The sequence below is a fragment of the Sorangium sp. So ce176 genome (genome assembly GCF_051519835.1).
GTDB classification, from domain to species: Bacteria; Myxococcota_A; Polyangia; order Polyangiales; family Polyangiaceae; genus Sorangium; species Sorangium cellulosum_G.
In genome coordinates this window covers 2860565-2879486 of sequence record NZ_CP150371.1, presented here as the reverse complement: position 1 = coordinate 2879486, position 18922 = coordinate 2860565, and the positions used below count along the sequence as shown (strand labels likewise).

13 protein-coding genes and 1 pseudogene are annotated in these 18922 nt (G+C 68.8%); 4 read left to right on the top strand and 10 right to left on the bottom strand.

What is annotated here, in order from left to right:
* Positions 1-93: 93 nt before the first annotated feature.
* From istB to WMF42_RS11090, 5 genes and pseudogenes are all read right to left on the bottom strand, one after another.
* Complete coding sequence (gene istB / locus WMF42_RS11110) at positions 94-792, bottom strand: IS21-like element helper ATPase IstB (protein WP_437694253.1); 699 nt, start codon at positions 790-792, stop codon at positions 94-96.
* A gap of 73 nt (positions 793-865) precedes the next feature.
* Positions 866-2398: pseudogene (istA, locus tag WMF42_RS11105) on the bottom strand (IS21 family transposase); the annotation flags it as partial.
* A gap of 247 nt (positions 2399-2645) precedes the next feature.
* Positions 2646-3296, bottom strand: a complete 651-nt coding sequence (locus WMF42_RS11100) for a fatty acid desaturase (RefSeq protein WP_437691882.1) — start codon at positions 3294-3296, stop codon at positions 2646-2648.
* Positions 3297-3372: 76 nt separating this feature from the next.
* Complete coding sequence (locus WMF42_RS11095) at positions 3373-3999, bottom strand: TetR/AcrR family transcriptional regulator (protein ID WP_233561243.1); 627 nt, start codon at positions 3997-3999, stop codon at positions 3373-3375.
* 178 nt (positions 4000-4177) lie between these two features.
* The gene (locus tag WMF42_RS11090) at positions 4178-4591 is read right to left on the bottom strand and encodes a hypothetical protein (protein WP_233561244.1); all 414 of its coding nucleotides are present in this window, start codon (positions 4589-4591) and stop codon (positions 4178-4180) included.
* 56 nt (positions 4592-4647) lie between these two features.
* On the opposite strand from WMF42_RS11090, the gene WMF42_RS11085 reads away from it, so the two are divergent.
* Entirely contained in the window at positions 4648-4929 is a 282-nt protein-coding gene (locus WMF42_RS11085) for a hypothetical protein (protein WP_437691881.1), read from the top strand.
* A 252-nt stretch (positions 4930-5181) separates the two neighbouring features.
* Here WMF42_RS11085 and WMF42_RS11080 read toward each other — a convergent pair whose 3' ends face one another.
* Both WMF42_RS11080 and WMF42_RS11075 read right to left on the bottom strand, forming a co-directional pair.
* Complete coding sequence (locus tag WMF42_RS11080; protein ID WP_437691880.1) at positions 5182-6273, bottom strand: hypothetical protein; 1092 nt, start codon at positions 6271-6273, stop codon at positions 5182-5184.
* A gap of 573 nt (positions 6274-6846) precedes the next feature.
* Complete coding sequence (locus tag WMF42_RS11075; RefSeq protein ID WP_437691879.1) at positions 6847-7749, bottom strand: hypothetical protein; 903 nt, start codon at positions 7747-7749, stop codon at positions 6847-6849.
* A 49-nt stretch (positions 7750-7798) separates the two neighbouring features.
* Here WMF42_RS11075 and WMF42_RS11070 point away from each other — a divergent pair, with 49 nt between their 5' ends.
* Positions 7799-10312 (top strand): protein kinase domain-containing protein, encoded by a 2514-nt coding sequence (locus tag WMF42_RS11070; RefSeq protein ID WP_437691878.1) that lies wholly within the window; start codon positions 7799-7801, stop codon positions 10310-10312.
* 241 nt (positions 10313-10553) lie between these two features.
* Here WMF42_RS11070 and WMF42_RS11065 read toward each other — a convergent pair whose 3' ends face one another.
* The 3 genes from WMF42_RS11065 to WMF42_RS11055 form a co-directional block, all read right to left on the bottom strand.
* Positions 10554-11699: a hypothetical protein gene (locus tag WMF42_RS11065; RefSeq protein ID WP_437691877.1), complete on the bottom strand. Its 1146-nt coding sequence runs from the start codon at positions 11697-11699 to the stop codon at positions 10554-10556.
* Positions 11700-11837: 138 nt separating this feature from the next.
* On the bottom strand, positions 11838-13433 hold the full coding sequence (locus WMF42_RS11060; protein WP_437691876.1) for an RNA polymerase sigma factor: 1596 nt from the start codon (positions 13431-13433) through the stop codon (positions 11838-11840).
* A gap of 18 nt (positions 13434-13451) precedes the next feature.
* Positions 13452-14153, bottom strand: a complete 702-nt coding sequence (locus WMF42_RS11055) for a YozE family protein (RefSeq protein WP_434046809.1) — start codon at positions 14151-14153, stop codon at positions 13452-13454.
* Between the two features lie 1293 nt (positions 14154-15446).
* Here WMF42_RS11055 and WMF42_RS11050 point away from each other — a divergent pair.
* Both WMF42_RS11050 and WMF42_RS11045 read left to right on the top strand, forming a co-directional pair.
* Positions 15447-17102: a flavin monoamine oxidase family protein gene (locus WMF42_RS11050; RefSeq protein ID WP_437691875.1), complete on the top strand. Its 1656-nt coding sequence runs from the start codon at positions 15447-15449 to the stop codon at positions 17100-17102.
* Positions 17103-17104: 2 nt separating this feature from the next.
* The gene (locus tag WMF42_RS11045) at positions 17105-18922 is read left to right on the top strand and encodes an alpha-keto acid decarboxylase family protein (RefSeq protein ID WP_437691874.1); all 1818 of its coding nucleotides are present in this window, start codon (positions 17105-17107) and stop codon (positions 18920-18922) included.

Below are 18922 nucleotides of genomic sequence, written 5' to 3'. Positions count from 1 at the left end.
ACTGCGTATTCCGACGGACGTGACGGCTCGTTCCGGAGCGACGTGACGGCCCAGTCCGGCGTGACGTGGACCGGAGCGTAGCGACGAGCGCGGTCAGGTCTTCGTCTCGGTCACCTCGGGAGCCACCGCCTTCTTCTTTCGCATCGACCCGCCGCGGAGTGTCACCACGTGCGCGTTGTGGACAACGCGGTCACAGATCGCGTCGGCGATACTCACCTCTCCGATGGCTTGGTGCCAACTTTTCGTCGGTATCTGCGAGGTGATCACCGTCGACGATGTATCGTATCTGTCCTCGAGGACCTCGAGCAGATCGCGCCTCTCGACATCGGTCATGGGCGCGAGCAGGAAGTCGTCGAGGACCAGCACCGCGACCTTGGCGAGGCGCGCGAGGGCGTTCGCGTAGGTCCCGTCGGCACGTGCGACCGCGAGCTGCTGGAGCAGGCGCGGCGTACGGATCACGAAGGCGCGAAAGCCCTGCCTGCAGGCGGCCTGCGCGAGCGCGCCGCCGAGAAAGCTCTTGCCGGCTCCGGTCGCTCCCAACACGATCACGTTCTGCTTCGCTCGGACCCACTGGCAGGAGCCCAGCGACCGAGCGAAGGACCTGTCCACGCCACGCCCTGCGTCGCAAGAGAAGTCCTCCATGCACGCGCCTCCCGGCACCCGCGCATCCTTCAGCAGGCGATGCAGCCGCTTGTTCTCGCGTGCGGTCCACTCGCGGTCGACGAGCAGCCCGATCATCTCCTCAGTGGACAGCGGCTCCGTCGGTGGCGCAGCCGCCCTCTCTCGCAGCATCGCCGCCATCGCATTCAGCCTCATCTCGACCAGCTTCTGTATCGTCTCTTCCAAGATCACTCCTCTGCTCCTTGTCGAAGTACTCGGCACCGCGGATGTTCTCGTGCGCCAGGGGCCCCCGGGGCGGCGGCTCGACCAGCGACGCGCGGTCGAGGCCGTTCTTCAGGATCGCGGTCACGCTCTTCGCGGTGGGGCTGCCGATGCGGAGCGCGCGGACGCATGCGGCGTCGACGCGCTCCCGCCCGTACTTGTCCGCGAGCCGGATCACGCCGAGGCACGTCCGGTACCCCGTCTCCGGGTGCGTGCGGCGGCTCATGATCGCTCGCGCGAGCTCGCCGACGTTCGGGCCGATCGTCTCGGCCCATGCGATCACGCGCTCCGGCGGCCACTTGCCGTAGTCGCGATGGGCTCGGGGACGATGCTCGTCGACGATTACCGCCATCCCCTTCCGCCCGTAGCTGCGCGCGTGCGACGCGACGCGCACGCCGCCGTGGAACAGCTCCACGACCGACGCCGTCGCTCGGATGTCCACGCGCTCGCCGACCAGCGTGTACGGTGCGCTGTAGAGGCGGTCGTCGTAGGCAACGCAGTAGTCGATATTCACCTTGGCGTGCTTCCACTCGGCGAGCTCATACCGCTGCGCCGGCAGCGGCCGCATCGCGGGCCTGTCGAGGCTCTCGAACGCCGTGCGCCGGCAGCCGTCGAGCCGCTGGAACGGCCGCGCGTTCAGCCGGTCGAGCAGCAACGCGATGGCGGTGTTGAGCTCGGCGAGGCTGAAGAAGCTCCGGTTTCGGAGCGAGGCGAGGATCCAGCGCTGCGCGATGAGCACGCCGCCCTCGACCTTCGCCTTGTCGCGTGGCTTCCGAGGCCGCGCCGGAATCACCGTCACGCCGTAGTGTTGCGCCATCTCGAGGTAGGTCGGATTGACGTCCGGCTCGTACCGATCCGGCCCGGAGACCGCGCTGCGGAGCTGGTCCGGGACGAGCACCTCGGGCACGCCGCCGAAGTACTCGAACATCCGCACCGTCGAGCCGACGAAGTCGGCGAGCTTCTGCGAGCGTGTCGCCTCGGCATAGGTGTAGTTGCTCGCGCCGAGCACCGCGACGAACAGCTCGATCTCGGTCACCTCGCCGGTCGTTCGCTCGACGAGGTGCGGCTTCCTACCCGAGTAGTCGATGAAGACCTTCTCGCCGGCGCGATGGACCTGGCGCATGACGACGCCGAGCTTCTTCTTCCAGCCCGCGTACAGGTCGCAGAACCGGCTGTACTCGTATGGCCTGAGCGGCGCCTGCGCCGCGCTTGCTTCCCGATACTCGAGCCAGAGCGTCTGCAGCGTGACGCACGGCTTCGACAGCTCGCGGTGAACCCACGGGAAGTCGATGGGTACGCGCGCGGGCGGCTCGTTGCGGCCCACATCGCGGAACAGCTGCGATTCGACCTCCGCGTCCGTCATCTCTCGGGCGACCTCCCACGTCAGCCCGGCCTTCGCCGCCCGCGCCAGGTAGCCGCTCACCGTGCTCTCGCCGATGCACGCCGCCGCCGCGATCTCCGTTCGACTGCGCCGGCACTCGAACTTGAGCCTCAAAATCTCTCGAACCTTCCGCATCGATAGCCGCTCCGACATCGCGCCCATGTACGCGATGAGGCTGCGACCGCGAGCGCCGCGTACGGGCCGTCACCCCCGCCGGAACGGCCCGTCACGCCCCTCGGAACGAGCCGTCACGTGCGTCGGAACGAGCCGTCACGCGCGTCGGAACGAGCCGTCAGGTGTGTCGGAACACCCCGTCGGGTGGCCCGGAACGCCCCGTCACGTCCCCGCGGAACGAGCCGTCACGTGCGCTCGGAATCGGTCGTCACGTCGGCCCGGAATACGCAGTCGACAGCAGCAAGTAAGTGAAGCCGGGCGCGCTGAGCAGGCGCCACGAGAGCCACGCGGCGGGCAGCTGGATGGCCAGGTTGATCCACTCGTCGCGGTTCGGCAGCTTGGCGAAGCGCGCGGCGCGGCCCAGGTAGGCCACGATGTAGAAGAACAGCCACAGGAGCTTGCGCGCGCGGCCGGTGCCGATCAGTCGCACCTCGAACGAACGCGGCAGATCGGTGTCCTCGCCGGCCACACCGAGCAGCGCGTGGTGGGCGAGGTGGTAGCGGCGGAAGCTCATCGCCACCGGCAGCACCATCGGCAGGTTGGCGATCAGCGCCAGCACCTTGTTCGAGCGCACGCGGCGCGCGGCCAGATCGTGCGCCGCTTCGTGGATGGCCATCGCGCACCAGTGCGAGAGCACCGCGCCGAACGTCGCCGCCGCCAGCGTGACAACCCAGCAGCGCGCGGCGCACACGCCGAGCAACCAGGCGACGGCGAACTGCGCGAGCACCACCGCCAGCGTGACCGCGATGGTGCGCCGGTCGTAGCCGAACAGCGCGCGGATCTCGGGGTGCTCGCGCACGATGCGGCGCCGGCGCGCGCGGTGTGGCTCGGCGCGCGTGACCCATTCGAAGGATCGCATGCGCCTCGATCTAGGCAGCGCGACCGGCGCCGGCTATTCGCATTCTTGGCGCCGCGCCCGCGCGCGCCGGCGGCCGTCAGTCGGGCCGCAAATAGCCGTACAAAAGCCGGGCGAGCTCGGCCTGCGCGGCCGGCGCGCGCAGCATGTCGCCCTCGCGGAAGGCCGCCATGCCCAAGGTGTTTCGCATTGCGTGGAACAGGAAGAAGCCGCCGAGCCGCGGATCCACAGCGCGGGTCTTGGGCCGGATGCGCACCAGGAGCTCGGCCAGCGCGGCCTCGGCCTCGCGATCGGCATCGGCGATCAGATCGAAGTCGCCCACCCGCACGAACCACTTCATGAGCGCCTTCATCACGCGCGCGTGGGCTAGCTCGAGCTCGATCAGCCGGCCGGCCAGCCGGTGCAACGCCGCGTCCAGCGGGAGGGGCTCGACCTCGTCGAGCACCCGGCGGATCTCGGCGAAGCGCTTCTGCACGAAGCGGCGCAAGAGCGCCGCGACCAGCGCCTCGCGGTTGGGGAAGTACTGATACAGCGAGCCCACACTGACGCCAGCGCGCTCGGCGATGTGCGTGGTCGATACACGGTTCTGCTTCGCCTCCTGTTCGCGCTCGATCAGCTCACCGGCGGCCTCGAGGATGGCGTCGACCGTGCTGCGCGAACGCTCCTGGCGCGGCTCCTTGCGCGGCTTCTGCGGCGATGTGGTCACGCCGCACATCCTCGCACGGCCGCCGCTGGCCGCGTGAGGCCGACGTGGCCGTGGCCGATCGCGCGCGGGTGCCGGTCGCGCGCCCCTCACCCACCGTGAGCTTGGCGCCCAGCTCGGGGCCGACCGCCGCGGCGAAGCGGGGCCGACACCGTCCCAGGCTCCGGCGGGGATGTGCGGGTCAGCGCTCGACGCGGAGGCTCTTTTCACGCACGAGGCGCGCGATGGCCGCCCAGTCGACCGGCGCCACCCTCCTCGGCGCGGGGGCGCGCGAAGCCGTGTTCTCCCACATGTCCTTCGTGCCGAAGAGCGTCTCGACGACCGCCGGATCCTCGTCCCACGCGACGGGCACGAGGTCGTCGAGGCACGCCGTATCGACCGGGGCCTCGGGGGCCGCGATGAACTTCGCCATCATCTGCGTGCCGCAGGGCGCCGCATCGGCGGTCTTCACGGGGGACTCGAACGTGACCACGTGCGGGCTCCAGGGCACCGCCACGAACGTCTGGTGGGGCGCGGTCAGCCTGTCGGCCGCCAGCTCCGCCTGGCCGATGGGCGTCTGCGGGTCGAGCAGGCCGTTCATCGCCAGGATGGGCACGGAGGAGCGCGGCCATTCGCTCCAGAACTTGTCGTGCGGATACCGCGGCCAGGCAGATGGCGGAGCTCCACGAGACCGTCCCGGCGCCTGCCTTCGACCCGATCGCGCCCGGCACCGAGTATGGCCTCGGCATCATGTGGATCCCGACCAGCTGCGGTGGAGGGTACTGGAGCCACGCCGGAGGCACGCTCGGGTACTCGACCCGGAACGCCGCGAGCGGCGACGGCTCTCGCGTCCTCGTGATGTCGCTGTCGACGTCGACCGACGACCCCGAGGCCTCGTACGCCACGGTCATCGATACCTTCGAGATCATCGATCAGCTCATGTGCGCCGATTGAGCGTGGGCCCGGCGCGTGAGGCGCGGCCGCCCGGGGGGCCCGTGGCAGCGCGCCGAGGTTCGGGCGGTTGAAGGGAGGCCGACACCATGTACGGGCTCATCGTTCGCAACAGCGACGGCAATCCGGCGAGCAATTTCTTCTCGTTCACTATGCCGTACGCCGACACCGCTCATGCCGGGCCACATGCCCGGAACGAGCTGAGCATGTCCGCCAGCGGCGCGATCATGTCGCTCGATCCGCGGGAGCACGTCGTCAGAGTATCCCGGTCGAGACCATGCCTGCGGGGCGATCGAGGCTCAGCCCATCGTCTGGCACGAAGGCGCGAACGACCTCCAGGCATCCGCGCTCGGTCTCCGTCTCGGCGACGACGAACTCGATCGCTGTCGGGAGAACGTTGACGCGGCGAACGCCGAGCGATCCGCCTGGACATGTGAGCGCCGAAAGCCTCTTGCCAGCCTCCAGCAGCATGTTGTTCAACGACTCGTCAAGCTGATGCTGGATCCCTGCGCTATCCATATGCCTGTCGATCTCCTGGGCCATGGGTCCACAGATCGGACCGTCGTTGGACCAACAGGGTCTGATATCGCGCTCGTACCCGGCGTAGACGAAGCGGACATCCGTTGGCGACGACACCTCCGGACGAATGTGCACCGTGATCCGGACCTTGCGATTTCTGAGCGGGAAAGGGACGCGCACTTCACCCTCGACGATGGCGTCGGCGAAGCCTTGCATCGGTCGGAGCCGGAGCGTGGGTTGACGCCACGACACGCGGCGCATCTGCGGAAGAGGAATGTTTCGGGCCCGATCCGCCAGCGCTTGGAGTGGGATGCGGATCGAACCCGAGCCATGATCCGCTACCCACACGACCGAGGCCCGATGATAGAGGTGTGGTAGTTCTGGAACCATGACTGGGCTCGTCGCGTTCCCCGTCACGCTCACGAAGCGGCCGCTCGCGTCCTCGTGCTCGAAGACGAACACGGAACCAGACGACGGGACGCCGAACAGCGACAGCGAGCCGACCGCGTTGTGGAGCCCTGCTGCGGCGAGCCGCCCGCTGTCGGCGATCGTCCCCTTATCGACGTCGAACGACGCCGTGCGGCCGGAGAAGTTGCGCGCCGCATACAGTTGGACGGCGCCGGTCATCAGGGCGGCACTGGCGTCGCCGATAGAGGCCTCTTCGTCGCCATCGGAGGCCTCCACGGCGCAGCCGCTGGAGAGCGCCCCCACGGCCAGCGACAGCAGCAATCCCTGGCACCTCCTCATGCTCATCCTCGCAGGGCTGCGAGCGGCGCGCTGGCGTTGAATATCTGTGATATCGACCAGATCGAGATTCGAGCGTTTCATGATCACCCCTCCCATCGGCAAGGAGTCATCGACGTTGACCCCTCACGCAATTACATAAGACCACCGCTCACCACGTCAACATCAGAGGGCCACATGAGCGCGATAGGTTGTATGCGGGCCAGCGGCGTGGCGAAGCGAGCCGGGCGCCGCCACGGCGCACTCACGACCACCGCGTCAGCGATCCAGTCGGGAACGCGGAGTTGAGGCGATCGGACATGTAGACTGAATGTACTGGTCTTGCTCATCCTTGGTCAGCCGCAACAATCCCCCCTGCGAACGCGGAGTGCGAACCAGTCGCCATCGTGCTCTGAAGACAGATAGACTTCGTCGTCTGTGCGGCGTCCTGGCGTTCTCTGAGCGAGCGCGGCGCCTGCCGGATCGCGGAGAGGATGGGTCGACCGAGAAGGCGGGAATTTCGAGACGTCCAACGCTGCGCGTCACCAGGCTCGGCACACACGAGGACGTGTCTTGACAGCGCTGAATCTCGCCGAGCGGACGACGAGGTGACCGAGGGCATCGCCCACGTTCCGTCGGGGCGATCCCTCGTGAAACGCAACGCGTGCGCGCACGTGACTATGCGAGGTAGCGATGCAGGCTCACGTTGAGCTGGCTCGCGAGCATACGGAGGATGCTCTCGATCTCCTCGGGCGCGCCCCCTAGCCTACGCTGCAGCGCGCGTCGCGTGCCGCGCAGCAGCTCAGCCTGTATCTGCTGGAGCCAGCGGAGGACAGTCGTGCGGTGCACGTCGTAGAGCACGCTCATCTCCCCTGGACGAAGCCCGTCGATGTAGTGCTGTCGCAAGAGGGTGTGCTGCCGTGGCTCGAGCTCCGCGACGGCCTCGGCGAACGCCTGGTCGAACTCGGATTTGTAAGTTTTCCTGAGGAGCGAGATCTCTGGATCTTGGAGCGGCGAAGGGAGCGCGGCGAGCAGTCCGTCGTCATGAGCGTGACGTCGCGCATCCCCCCCCGCGCGGGTGAGGGCGTTGAGACACGTACGCGTCGTGATCACACGGAGGAACCCGCGGAGCGACCCTCGCCCGCCGTACTGGCCTATGGTAGGGGGCCTCGCCCGGCCCACGAAGAGATGCTCGCGCACGGTCTGGCGCACATCGTCGAGCAGGTCCGATGCCCCGGCGAAGCGGCGGAGCGCCTTGTTCATCTCCTCCTCGAGAATCGCGCCGACGTGCGCGAGCGCCGCCGGATCGCCCCTGGCCGCGCCGCAGGCGAGGTACAGATCGTCGCCGTGAAGATTGTCCCAGGAGTCCTCCTCGTCCGGTGGGCGTTCGATGCTCGCCGCGAGCTTTCGGACGAAATCGAACTCGCTGACATTCAGCTCGGGACATCTCTCCAACGTCGCCGCGCGCCAGTCGGCGATGCGCCGTCGCCACGCATCGCGCGCTCCGGGCGAAACGTCGTGTCCGCGTGCTTCCAGCAGGTCGAACAGCAATTCGTCCCAGCTCGCCGCCCCGTCGGACACGCACACCTCCTGCAAAACAGAGATGTTGGCACGAGGAGGCCGTCTCGCAATGCGCATTGCCGAGGCGCGCGAGAGCCCGCATGCTCCGAGGCTCATGGCCACCATCTGTCTCGACGACAACGAGGTCGCCATGCTCGTGGAGCGACGGGGCTCCGAGGCATGGCGGCGTCAAGCCGAGGCGCACGTCGATGCCTGCGCGCCCTGCCGCGCGCTCGTCTCGGAGGTCGTGCGGAGCGCGGCCGATGCGATCGCCGAGGAGACCCCCGCGCCTATCCCCATGCCCACCCGCATAGGGCGTTACGCCGTGGTCGAACTCATCGGTTTCGGTGCCTGCGGGGTCGTCGTCGCTGCCCACGATCCGGACCTCGATCGGAAGGTCGCGATCAAGGTGCTGAGGAACGATCGCGCGCACGACGACGGAGCGGCGAGCGCGCGGACGCGGTTGCTGCGTGAAGCGAAGGCCATGGCCCGCGTGTCGCACCCGAACATCGTCGCTGTGCACGACGTGGGTACCACGGGCGAGTTCGGGGTGTTCGTGGCGATGGAGCTCGTGGACGGCGTGACGCTTCGCCAGTGGCTGACCGAGGAGCCGCGCAGCCTCTCTGAGATCCGTCGCGTGTTCATCGAGGCCGGACGTGGGCTCGCCGCTGCCCACAGTGCTGGCGTCGTTCACCGCGACTTCAAGCCCGAGAACGTCCTCGTGGGGCGTGACGGGCGCGTGCGCGTCACGGACTTCGGGCTAGCAGGCGTCAACGCGTACCCGCTCGCTGACGGGGCTCCGATCGCGTCTACGCGGCTCGATCCCTCGCTGTCGCGCTCGGGGATGGTGCTCGGGACACCCCTCTATATGGCGCCCGAGCAGCACCGCGGCGACAACGTCGACCCGCGCGCCGACCAGTTCTCCTTCTGCGTCGCCCTCTATGAGGCGCTCTACGGCGAGCGGCCCTTCGGCGGGGCCACGTATGCCGAGCTGCGGGCGCGCGTGTGCCGAGGAGCGCTACGGAAGCCAAAGCGCGAGCAAGCTGTCCCCGCAGCGGTTCGGGACGCGTTGCGCCGTGGGTTGTCCCTGGCACCGGAAGCGCGCTTTGAATCGATGGAGAAGCTGATCGCGGTCCTCTCCGCAGGCCGTCCGCTCGCATGGCGCTCGGCGGTCGCTCACCTCGCCGACATGGCGGCTGGGTGGCTCACGCGGAAGGCGGCGACGCAGGCGGAACGGCAGACCACGCCCGCGTCAGCCGTGCCCGGCGCCTCGCCCGCGACACCTGCTCCGGAGGCTCCGACCGCCACCTCCCGGCGCACGTCCTCGGCGCCCGCGCTGGCAGGTGATACCTCGCGGAGCAGCCCATTCGCCGCTCCGTCGCTGCTCGTTGCCATTGTCCGTGCCACGTGGGGTCGCGCTGTTGTGGCGGTCTGCACGGCCGCGACGCTGGGGATCGCCCTGCTCACCGGGTACGGCGCGAGCGTCGGAAGCGTCGGCCCTGCTGCTCCGAGGGTTGGAGGCGTGTGCGGGGACATGAGCGCCCTCCAGGCCGACGCCCCGTGGCCCATGCGCGGCCGCTGTCCAAGCCACCAAGGCCGAAGCGCCTTGCTGGGGCCGTCGAGCGGCAGCCTCAAGTGGAAGCTTCCTGTACCCGGCAGGACTTTTGGGTCTCCCGCGATCGGCGCCGACGGGGCGGTCTATATCGGCGCCAACAGGATGCACGCCGTGACAGCCGCGGGCAAGGAGCGGTGGGCGCTCGACGTGGAGGGCGGGCTTGGCTCGTCGCCGGCAATCTCCGCGGATGGAACCGTCTATGTCGGCTCCTGGAACAATAGCCTGTATGCTATCAATCAGGATGGGACCCAGCGGTGGGCTGTCGCCACGGGCGCAGCCGTGGAGTCGTCGCCGGCGCTTGGGCCGGATGGCACCATTTATGTTGCGTCGGACGGCCTCTACGCTATTGGGCCGGATGGGCAGATCCGTTGGAAGCTCGACCTTTATGGGATCGTCGGCTACTCGTCGGTCGCGATCGCCGTTGATGGTACGCTCTACGTCGCGACCAACGACGGGTGGCTGCACGCTGCGACGCCCGCCGGCCAGCTGAAGTGGAAGTTCCAGACAACCGGAAGCACATGGGCCTCATCTCCGGCCATCGGTGCGGGTGGAGTCGTCTATGTCGGATCGGACGGGTTATACGCCATCAGCTCCGATGGCCAGCTACGCTGGCATTTCAGGTTGCCCGCGACCGTGACGTCCTCGCCTGCCATCGGCGCCGACGGAACCATCTACTTCGGCTGTGACGACGCGCGCCTGTACGCGGTCGATCCGGGCGGCGTTCTCCGCTGGTCGTTCGCCACGGGAAAGCAGGTCAAGTCTTCCCCGGCGATCGATGCAGAGGGGACCATCTACTTCGGTTCGTATGATAGAAATGTTTATGCGATCCATCCCGATGGGTCGTTGAAGTGGTCTCTGGATACGGGCCACGTCCTGTTTTCCTCGGTCGCGATCGGTCGCGACGAGACTCTGTATGTGGGCGCTTCCGAGGGGGTGCTCCTGGCGATCGGTCATCATTCGGCGCAATGAGGGGGCTGCATCGAGATCTCCTGTACCGAGCCCGGCTCAGGGAGCCGGCGAGCAAGGATCGAGACGGTTCGCCCCCGCGTAACAGTCCCGCAAGGGATTGCTGACGCGCGGAACCAGGGTTCTCGCGCAGCGGCGCCGCCTCGCCGAGGAGCGGCTTCAGCGCGCTCTCGGCGCCTGCGCTGGACAGCCAAAGAAGGTGCGCGTACCAGGCGGCGAGCGCGTCGGGGATGGCCGTGCAGGCCTATGCCTGGCAGCAGAACGTCGACGGCTCGGCCGGCAGCATCTCGCCGACCGGCTCGCCGCCGCTCGGGGCGCAGCCGCCGGGGTCGACGGCCACGACCTCGGCCGACTTGCTGCCGAGGGCGACGCCGGGCGGCGTGACCCCGCAGAACGGCGCCATGGAGCTGACGAGGTTGGATCCGACCTGGTCCGCGCACGCGCCGTCGCTGTAGACCGAGGCCATGATCGTGCACGACGCGCCCTCGGGCTCCCCGCAGCCGCACGCCGCGCAACCGCGCGTGTCGTCGGCGCCGCCGTAGAACACGTGCCGGTCGAGATAGGGCTCCTCGCACGTCGCGTCGCCCTCGTGGAAGACGCAGGTCAGGAAGCCGCCGGACGCCGGGCCCCCGGGCTGGTCCGGCGACGGCATGCAGGTGCTCCGGTCGCCCGGGCACTCGGTGTAGGCGCCGGGGAGGCAGGCGAGCGCGCGGGTCTGCCACGGGTCGAGGCGGGTCGGCGGCGGCGGTTCGTCCACCCTCGGCGTGCAGGCGCCGGTCACCGCCACGGCCGGCGCGTCGATCGAGAGCGCCTGCACGCACCGCTGCCCGCCACAGTCCTGGCCGGCGGGGATCGCGTTCTCGGCGGTGCAGGCGCCGTCCCAGGCGCCGGGCGCCGCGAAGGAGGTCACGACAGCGCCGGAGGCCTCGCCGGAACACGTCGTCGCCGTGTGAGCGGACCAGCCGAGCGGGATCTGGCACGAGGCCGTCGCCGGGTCCGGCGGGTCGCACAGGCAGGCCGCACAGGCGAGCGGCTCCGGCGCCAGGTCGGCGAACCCCTCGTAGCCGACATTCGGCGCGGCGGCAGGGCACTCCGGCACCTGGTCCGGCGGGCCGAACCAGAGCAGCACCGGGCCGAACCAGCCGAGCGGCGCCGGTCGAACGCAGTCGCCGGCGCAGGCCTGCTCTTCGCCGCCGCCGGCACCGCCTCCGCCGCCGGCACCGCCACCCCCGCCGTCGCCCCCGTCGCCGGCGTCCCCCGTGCCCGCTTCGGGATAGGGGCAGCCCGGCAAGCCATATTCGCTGGGCTGGCAGGGACCGTAGACGGCCGGAGTGTCGCCGCAGCCGAGGACGAGCAGAAAGCAAACGGGCAGATAGGAGAGGATACGCATGCCGAGCAGCCTAGAGGGTGTCCCCGCATTCGCACAATCGGCAGTTTCCTTCGAACGGTCCGTTGCACTCGCCATTCCCGAGTCCCTTCAAAGATTCTCTCCAGATGCTCGTTACAGACGCACTGTTCTCAGGTCCCTTCAGTAGTTGGTCGTGACGCCCAATCCGAAGGCAGCGCCGAGCGGCGATGACGTCCAGCGGAGCGGCGCTGGCGTCGCGCTGTCGTGCGTCACGCGCGTGAACGCCGCCTCGTTCACCATCCAGGTCGCCTCGGCGTAACCCTTCACGGACCACCTGCGGGAGAGGGCCCACTCGGTACCGAGGCGCGCCCCGAGACCGAACACGGAATCGCTGCGCGCAGTCATGGTCCACGGGTCCCGAGCGGAGAACCGGACGGCGCCGAGGGTGGCGAGCCCGCATCCGAACAGCGGGCCGCCGCGATAGCAAGCCAATGTGGCCGCCGTGAAGCCCGTGGTGCCCATGAGGATCCCTGCCACCTCCTGCGTCAGGGAAACGAGCCCTCGCCCTTCCACAGCGATCGACCAGTCGGACCGGCGAACGCCGAAGGACAGCGTCATGCCGGTCGCCACTCCCGGCGTGATCCCGAGGCCCAGGCTCGCTCCGAGGCCGGCTTCCAGGTGCAGCCGCTCCGGCCCGGCCGGCGGTGGCTCTGGCCGCGGCGGCGCCCCGGCCGGCCCGGTCGGCCGGCGCGGATCCGGCGCGGCGCGCCGCGCCTGCGGGGGCGGCGCCGAGGGCTCGGACCGCGGCGCGGACCCGGACGGCGGCGAGGGCTCGGGCGGCGAATCCGCCTGCTCCGGCGCGCCGAGGAGCTGCGCCACGATGGCGAGGGCCACGCCGGACAGCAGCTCCTCGCAGCCGCTCCGTGTTCTGAACCCGTCGGCCCATTGGGTTTTCCCCTCGCCGTCGCGCAGCGCCAGCGAGGCCGTGAGCTCGGGTCCCTCCCGCGCGATGTGGATCGTGAGCGCCCGCGGCGCGTCGTCCTCGAACGGATCGGCCCCGAGCCTGCGCGCCACCTCCGAGCCCAGGAACGTCTCGTCGGGGCAGCCTTCGGCGCCGGGCCCTCGCTGGACCTCGATCCGCACCGCAGGCGGCTCCGGCGCGGCGCGCGCCTCCGCGGCGCAGAGCAGCCCCATGAAGGCCGCGACGACCGCGCGCGCCGCGCGTCGAGCGCCCCGGAGCGCCCCGGCGGCGCAGCGGAGAGGCGGCCGGCCGAGCTCCTGTCGCGCCCTGGACCTGCTCATCGCGACGACGCCCTTTCTGGCACGCCCCGCTCCGGTGGGGCGGCGAGACGTGTCCGGACGAGCGCGCGGAGCCGCTCCCGTACGGACGTCAGCCGGCCGAGCGGGAACCGCTCCTCGTGCGCGGCGAGCTGCCGGCGCTTGGCGCTGCTCCGGGCGCAGCCGCTTGACGGCGGCGCGGTAGTCCTCGCGGGCGAGGCGAAGCCGGTTGCTGGCGGTGTTGTATTTGAGGCCGAGCGCGCGGGCGATGTCGACGAGCGGCACCTCGTAGACCTCGTACATGACGAGGAGGACCCGCCGTTCGGGATCGAGCGTGTCGAGCACCTGGGTCGCGAGCTCCAGCCGCTCTTGCTTCGCGAGGTGCTCCTCGCCGCTCGGCGCGGTGTCGACCGCGTGGCGCTCCGACGCCAGGAGCAGGCCGGCCGGCACCTCGCGGCGGCGGTGGGCGCGGTGCAGGTGATCACCGCGATCGCTCATCGTGATCTCCCTCGCAGGTCAGAGGAAGGTGTCTCTTTTTCCTCTGTTGCAGTCAAAGCACAAGGTCCAGAGGTTGCTTCGCTCGTTCGTGCCACCCTTGGCGACAGGTATCTTGTGGTCGACCTCGAGGCGAGCTCCCGAATCGGCCCGTTTCCCGCAGATCTGGCAGCTATAGCCGTCTGCCTTGAAGACGTCGAAACGAACTTTTTTGGAAAGTCCGGTCCGGACTGGCCCTTCCCGCCCCTCGAACTCTTTGACGGCTTCATCGAGCGCGACCAGTGCCTCGGCACATGCACCACGAGAACGGAGATGCTCGTTGAGCATGTCCCGAGATGTAGTTGTCACCGGAAAACGCTTATCACGCTTGACGTCTGCAGCGAGGTCCCCGATCGGGTCATCCCGGTGGTCTTGTCTAGCAAGCCACTTCAAGAAGTCGGTCGGCGCTGCCCGCCTCCGACGCTTATCTGCTGCTGCCTCATCCGCAATGATGTTCTTCGCTTTACTCGGCCGCCGATACCGGATCGGCTTCGACTTTTGCAGTGCCCTCCAAGCGTTCACTGAACGCTCATAGAGTTCGACTCGGCGCTCAACGTGATCCTCGGTATTGAAATGCCCTCGCCCCTCGAAGGCATCGCACCGCGCGCAATAGAAGGACTCTGCGGTACCCTCGCGCTCGTCACCGTGAACATAGAACCGGGTTGTCTGAGCCGTGTTCGCCATGAGCTTCTCGTGGCCACGTCGTCGTTGTGGCCAACAGAACGTCCGTCCAACGACTGCGGCTGTGCTGCGGGCCGCGCGCAGCGCGGCCCAGGTGCAGCGCGGCCCAGGTGCACCGCCAGCACCAGCCGCGAGTTAGCCAGCCCCACGGGGCTGGAGTGCACGTACCTCGCGCATGAATTCTACGACCCACCGCGCCACCACGAGGGCTTGCTCTGCATCCGCTTCGATAGCGTTATCGCCGCTGTGGATGATTCCATTGCGACGACTCGGCACCACGCCTCGATTCGATCGAGCTCACGAAGCGCCCGTCGCGCGAAGCGACTCGCAGTCACGATGCACGAGAGCGGAAATTCGCGAGCACCTCCTCGGTAGCGACCGTGTCGCCCGCGTCGTCCTGCGCGATGCCCTCGGCCAGCGCCGCGCGAAGGGCCACGCGCTCGTCGTCATCGAGTTCGTCGAGTTCGTCTCCCCGATCGCGACCAGATCCACCACGGCTCCCTCGGGCAGCTCGGTGGGCCCGTCGAGGATGAGGCAGCCGTTTCGTACACTGGCTTTCAACGAGAGCATGCTGAAGTGTAGCATACTGCGACCCCAACAGGAAGGTCGGGCCTGCGCCTGGGCGGCGCTCCTGACGAGCCCATTCGCGGGGCACGGCAGGGGCGGCTGGTGGTGCAGCCGCGCGACAGGGGGCCTCCGTGGTGGCGCGGGCACGCTGCTCCCGCCAGGTGTCGAGGCGGCCTCCCCGCATCCCGCTCTGTAGTCCGGTTCTGACTTGACGGTTTCCATGACAGCAAGGATTCATCCAGGAGATTGCGAATGAATAGCCGATCCTGATTCGGGAACGCCAGCAATTTGGGCCTGTGCGAGACCCCCATCCTGCTCTGCAGCACGCTCTGCGTCGGCGACCATGGCGGCGAGCTTCATCCGCCCCTTGCAAGCTGGGCACTCGAGGACATCGATCGCACATGTGCGGCGCGAGAGCTCGGCACGGGTTGTCGACCGCCCGATAGCCGCCACGCTTGCGTTTGCCGCGAACGCGGCGAGTTGCGCTCGCAAATCGAAAAAGGCGGAAGCGCGAGCGCGGCGCGCGGCGGTCGCTGACGCCCGCCTGCCGGCGGCGCCCGCTCCAGCCGATCCGCCATCCACCCGGTCGCCGCGACTCCGGGAACTTCGCACTTGCGTCGATCATGGCATCTTCAGAACCGATACCTGGGTTCTGCGTCAGAGGCTCTCCGGATTGCGACAGGGCGGTCGAGTCAACACGTTCACCTCGACGTGAAAGCAGGTCGACCCATGCGCCTACCGGACTTCGCGGCCGCAGAGCAGATCCATGATTTCGATGTGGCGGTCGTCGGCGGCGGCGTATCGGGCGCCTACACCGCCTTCAGGTTGCGCCACGCGGCGACGGAGGAGCTTGGCCCCAAGCTCCGAGCGCGCGCGGCGCAGCGCCCCGACGGGAAGCTCCGCGTGGGCCTGTTCGAATCCAGCGATCGCATCGGCGGCAGGCTCTTTTCGCTCACGCTTCCAGGCGTCTCCGATACTCCAGTGGAGCTCGGCGGGATGCGGTTCCTCAACTCGCATCAGCGCGTCATGGCCCTCGTCAACCTGTTCCAGCTCGCCTACCGGCCGCTCCCCGTCGAGGATCCGCTGGCCCGGCACATGTATTATCTCCGCGGCCAGCACTTCACCGCGGCCGACTGGGCGGACCCCGCGTTCAACCCGCCCTATCGGCTCGAGCGGGGAGAGCGGGCGCGCTCCCCCGGGAGCCTGCTCCACGAGGTCGTCCTGCGGCACCGAGCCGCGCTCGAGCGGTATCCGGAGCGCTACCGCGACGTGGGGTTCTGGAATCTGCTGCTCGCCGAGCTCAGCGATCAAGCATATCGCCTGATCCGCGACGCCACGGGCTACGACAGCCTGGTCAGCAACTGGAGCGCGGCAGACGCGATTCCCTACCTCATCGCCGACTTCGCTCCCGGTTCCATGTACTTCGCCCTGCGCAAGGGTTTCGAGGAGCTGCCGCGCGAGCTCTCGCGGCGCTTCAGCGCGGCAGGAGGCGAGATCCGGATGCGCCATCGCCTTCACCGCGTCGACCGGGAGGGCGAGCTCCTCCGGCTCACGTTCGACGTCGGCGAGGGCACAGACAACGTCCGTCGCGTCGACGCGCCCGTGGTCTGCCGCGCGCACCACGTCGTCCTGGCCATGCCCCGCCGCGCGCTCGAGCTGCTGCACCAGGACAGCTTCATGTTCGACTCTCCGCGGTTCGAGAGCGACGTCACCGCGGTCCTCCCGCAGGCTGGATTCAAGATCTTCGCGGCTTACAGGCGGCCGTGGTGGAAGACGACGCGCGGTATCACCGCGGGACGATCCATCACCGATCTGCCGGTTCGCCAGTGTTACTACTGGGTGACCGGCGACGAGACGCCCGGCGCGGGCAACCCCAACTCCGTCCTGATGGCCAGCTACAACGACGGCGCATCCGTCGCCTTCTGGGCGGGGCTCACGCGCAACGCCGAGCGCTACCAGGCGCCGCCCGAGGTGTTCCCGCCGGGCGTCGCCATCCCCGAGGATCTCCGCGGCGCCATCGCCCCGGCTCCGCTGATCCTGGAGATGCAGAGTCAGCTCTGCGAGCTCCACGGCCTCGGCGTGCGGGCGCGCGACGGCACGTTCCCGGCCATCTTGCCGTACCTCGCGGTCTTCCAGGACTGGACCAGAGATCCCTTCGGCGGAGGGTGGCATTTCTGGAAGGTAGGCGCCGACTCCAAGCGGATCGCGCGGCGCATGCAGCGCCCAGTCGCCGACGCCCCGCTCTATGTATGCGGAGAGGCCTGGTCGCACCAGCAAGGCTGGGTCGAAGGGGCCCTGGAGACCGCCGACGCTGTCCTCGAGCAGGAGCTGCTCGTTCCTCCTCCAACGTGGATCGGCGGCCGGGGCCGCCCGAACGGAGCATGACCATGACCGCCTCCTACACGATCGCCGACTACATCATCGACCGCCTCGCGGCGCTGGGCACAGAGCACCTCTTCACGGTACCGGGCAATTACTGCGCCGAGTTCCTCTCCGCCGCCGACGCCTCGGGAAAGATCGAGTGCATCGGCACCGTCAACGAGCTGGAGGCCGGGTACGCCGCGGACGCCTATGCCCGCCTCCGCGGCATCGGCGTCGCCTGCGTCACCTACGGCGTCGGCTCGTTGAGCCTGATCAACGCCATCGCCGGCGCGTTCGTCGAGCGTTGCCCTGTCGTCCTCCTCAATGGCAGCCCTCGCGCCGACAAGGCGAAGCAGCTCGTCGAGCAAGGGGTGCTCTTCGCGCACGCCATCGACACGATGCGCACCGACGAGTCCATCTTTCGCAACATCACCGCGGACACCGCGGTCATCCTCGACGCGGACGACGCTACGGCCCGCATCGATCGCGTCCTCATCGCCTGTATCACCGAGAAGCGGCCGGTGTACCTGGAGGTCCGCGACGGCGTGTGGTCCGCACCGTGCGAGCGGCCCGCCGATCCGAGCCGGCCGCTCGCGCCTCTACCGCTCGCCCCCGACGTCGAACAGGACATCGAGCAGTCCACCTCGGCCGCCGTCGCGACTGTCCTCGATCTCCTCGGCAAGGCGGCGCACCCGGTCCTGTGGGGCGGTGAAGAGCTCCAGCGCTGGGGCCTGCAAGACGCCTTCGAGGAGATCGTCGAGCTGACCCACCTCCCTTACGCCACGACCCTCCTCGGCAAGGCGGTCATCTCGGAGAACAACCCGCAGTTCGTCGGCGTCTATTCCAGCGTCTATGCTCCTGGAGATACGATCAAGGTCGTCGAAGGCAGCGATTGCCTCTTCGCCCTGGGGACCATCCTCACCGACTTCTACGGCGCGATCGTCGCGAAGACCTACGACCGGATGATCCTCGCCGCGGGCGGCGCGGTCCGCGTCGGCCGCGCTGTCTATCCCCGCGTGCCGCTCGATCGCTTCGTTCACAAGCTGCTCTCGGCGCTCCGGGACGGAGGCCACACCCTCATCAACCCGGCGCAGCACACGCCGCCCGCAGGCTTCGAAGAGGCCCAGCGGGTCACGAAATGGGAGGCTCGGCGCGAGGCCGCGTCTCGCGAGGTAGAGCGCGGCGCGTCGCTCGAAGAGCAGAAGATCACGTGGGACTCGTTCTTCGACCGACTCAGCCTCTTCGTGGATGACTCCACGCTCGTGCTCGCCGACACGAGCCTTGGTCTGTTCCCGTCCGCGGAGCTCCTGGTCACCAGGAGATCCAGCTTCATCACCCAATCAGGCTGGCTATCCATTGGCTACTCCGTGGGAGCCGTGGTCGGCGCCGGCGCGGCGGTCCGCGCTGCGCGGCCCATCGTGCTCACCGGCGACGGCGGCTTCCAGATGGTGGCTCAGGCGCTCTCCACGCTCAAGCGGCAGCGGATCCCCGCCGTCGTCTTCGTGTTCGACAACACCCTCTATGCCATCGAGCAGCTGCTCGTGAACAAGGAGTTCTTCAAGGGCCCGCACGCGCCGCCGGCCTTCTTCAACGAGCTGTCCCGCTGGGATTACGTGAGCCTCGCGTCGGCCTTCGGGGCCAGAGGCTTCCAGGTCGGGACGATGGCGGAGCTCGGCGCGGCCCTCGGGGAGGTCGCAAAGCTCGACGACGTGCCGGCGCTCGTCGCCGTCCAGATCGATCCGCGCGATCTGCCCAGAGAGATCGCCAGGAGCGTGCGGCCAGGCGGGAGCACCGAGCTCGGAGAAGGCCCCGCCGGAGCTTTTTCTCCTGCAGGGTTCGATTGA

What these genes read in the sequence shown, in the direction of transcription:
- WMF42_RS11070 (WP_437691878.1), top strand. Translation starts at nt 7,799, where the DNA reads ATGCGCATTGCCGAGGCGCGCGAGAGCCCGCATGCTCCGAGGCTCATG.
- WMF42_RS11060 (WP_437691876.1), bottom strand. Translation starts at nt 13,433, where the DNA reads ATGAGCGATCGCGGTGATCACCTGCACCGCGCCCACCGCCGCCGCGAG.
- WMF42_RS11085 (WP_437691881.1), top strand. Translation starts at nt 4,648, where the DNA reads ATGGCGGAGCTCCACGAGACCGTCCCGGCGCCTGCCTTCGACCCGATC.
- WMF42_RS11045 (WP_437691874.1), top strand. Translation starts at nt 17,105, where the DNA reads ATGACCGCCTCCTACACGATCGCCGACTACATCATCGACCGCCTCGCG.
- WMF42_RS11055 (WP_434046809.1), bottom strand. Translation starts at nt 14,153, where the DNA reads ATGGCGAACACGGCTCAGACAACCCGGTTCTATGTTCACGGTGACGAG.
- WMF42_RS11080 (WP_437691880.1), bottom strand. Translation starts at nt 6,273, where the DNA reads ATGAAACGCTCGAATCTCGATCTGGTCGATATCACAGATATTCAACGC.
- istB (WP_437694253.1), bottom strand. Translation starts at nt 792, where the DNA reads ATGCTGCGAGAGAGGGCGGCTGCGCCACCGACGGAGCCGCTGTCCACT.
- WMF42_RS11065 (WP_437691877.1), bottom strand. Translation starts at nt 11,699, where the DNA reads ATGCGTATCCTCTCCTATCTGCCCGTTTGCTTTCTGCTCGTCCTCGGC.
- WMF42_RS11100 (WP_437691882.1), bottom strand. Translation starts at nt 3,296, where the DNA reads ATGCGATCCTTCGAATGGGTCACGCGCGCCGAGCCACACCGCGCGCGC.
- WMF42_RS11050 (WP_437691875.1), top strand. Translation starts at nt 15,447, where the DNA reads ATGCGCCTACCGGACTTCGCGGCCGCAGAGCAGATCCATGATTTCGAT.